Origin of the sequence: Microcoleus sp. MOSTC5, assembly GCF_036701825.1 — a bacterium.
In the GTDB taxonomy this organism is placed as follows: Bacteria; Cyanobacteriota; Cyanobacteriia; order Cyanobacteriales; family Microcoleaceae; genus Microcoleus; species Microcoleus asticus.
This window is the reverse complement of record NZ_JAUBRK010000186.1, coordinates 1-1,269: the sequence shown is the minus strand read 5'-3', so window position 1 is coordinate 1,269 and position 1,269 is coordinate 1. Positions and strand designations below refer to the sequence as shown.

Here is a 1,269-nt window from a genome sequence, read left to right as displayed (position 1 = left end):
CCTAATTCATCTAATCGCTGCCAAACTAAATCCTCTGTTTCGATACAATGATTCTTCTTCAGTCTTAAGCAAAAAGATACACCCTTTTGCTTCAGCCAGTTTCCTAGGTCAATCGAACAAAATTCACGGTCTCCTAAAACGATGACTTTATCTGATGAAAATAATGGTAAAACTTGCTGTAGATTTGTCGTTTTTTCGGCGTTGCTGAATCAAGGGATGATGAATTTATAGTGCGATCGAAGACAAGCGAGAATGATTTCTTTGATTTTGATACGGAATTGGAACATCTGCAAATTTTAGATAGTGAATTAGTAACTGAATTGAATATCTTAGCATTTGTTCAGATTTAGAATAACAAAGACTTTTTCGTTTTAGGCGAGCCAAATAATGTCTTAATCTTGTATTTTCACCCTCAACTCTTGTCATATAGGTTTTGCTAATAATCTGATCTCCATCGGGAATAAACTTCGGGTAAACTTTCCACCCATCTGTTACATAAAAATGGCATTTCCATTTATTAACAACGCCCCATAATGGTTCAAAGGTTTTTGCGCTATGGTCGCCTAAAACCCATCCTAAAATACCTGGTTTAAAATGGTCTACTGCTGTCCACAACCAGGTTTTGTTTTTTTTGAGCCGACAAATGTTTGTAATTCATCTAATTCTCCCACTTGTGGAGTTGTTTCGGGGTGATAAAAATCTTGCAAGAGTTTTCCTACTTGTTTGACCCAAGTAATGATTGTCGTATGATGCACATTTTTGACTCTTTCTATTGCTCGAAAGCCCATCCCATTGACATACATTTTCAGACATTCACGTTTCACCTCCTCCGAGTAACCTTTACGAGGTTGATAGCAATCTATAAATTGCCTGCCACAACCGACACAAATATAATTCTGTTTACCTTTCTTATGACCATTTTTATTAACATGATTTGACTGACATTCAGGACATTTCATAAGCTCTGCGTTTTGTAAAGTGTTATTTTTTGGCACTCGCCATCTAACATCATCATACCCTACTTCAGCAACGCCGTTTTTTCCTCGAAGTTGCTGCTGCCCAATTTGGGTAGCAATGACCAGTATAATGGAATTGCTCTTCGCTCCCAGATTAAGCTAACCATGAACAAATTAATACAGCCCCATTGGCTGCGATCTATTGCAATTGATAAGCGAGTACCAACACGGCAATAAGGGGTCTTCTGGGTTTGAGGTGATAATAAAAACTAATTAGAAAAGCCAGCTAATAGTCGAGCTCGAAAATTGTCGA

At 37.7% G+C, this 1,269-nt stretch carries 1 protein-coding gene and 2 pseudogenes; all 3 read right to left on the bottom strand.

Features of this window, described 5'->3' with window-relative positions; all coding sequences use genetic code 11:
- Positions 1–176, bottom strand: a pseudogene (locus QUA54_RS34285) (IS4 family transposase); the annotation flags it as partial.
- A gap of 49 nt (positions 177–225) precedes the next feature.
- A protein-coding gene (locus tag QUA54_RS34280; RefSeq protein WP_333419494.1) for an IS1 family transposase occupies positions 226–959 on the bottom strand; the annotation gives its coding sequence in 2 pieces (ribosomal slippage) (positions 226–620 and positions 620–959; 735 coding nt in all).
- Between the two features lie 62 nt (positions 960–1,021).
- Positions 1,022–1,156: pseudogene (locus tag QUA54_RS34730) on the bottom strand (IS4 family transposase); the annotation flags it as partial.
- Positions 1,157–1,269: the final 113 nt, after the last annotated feature.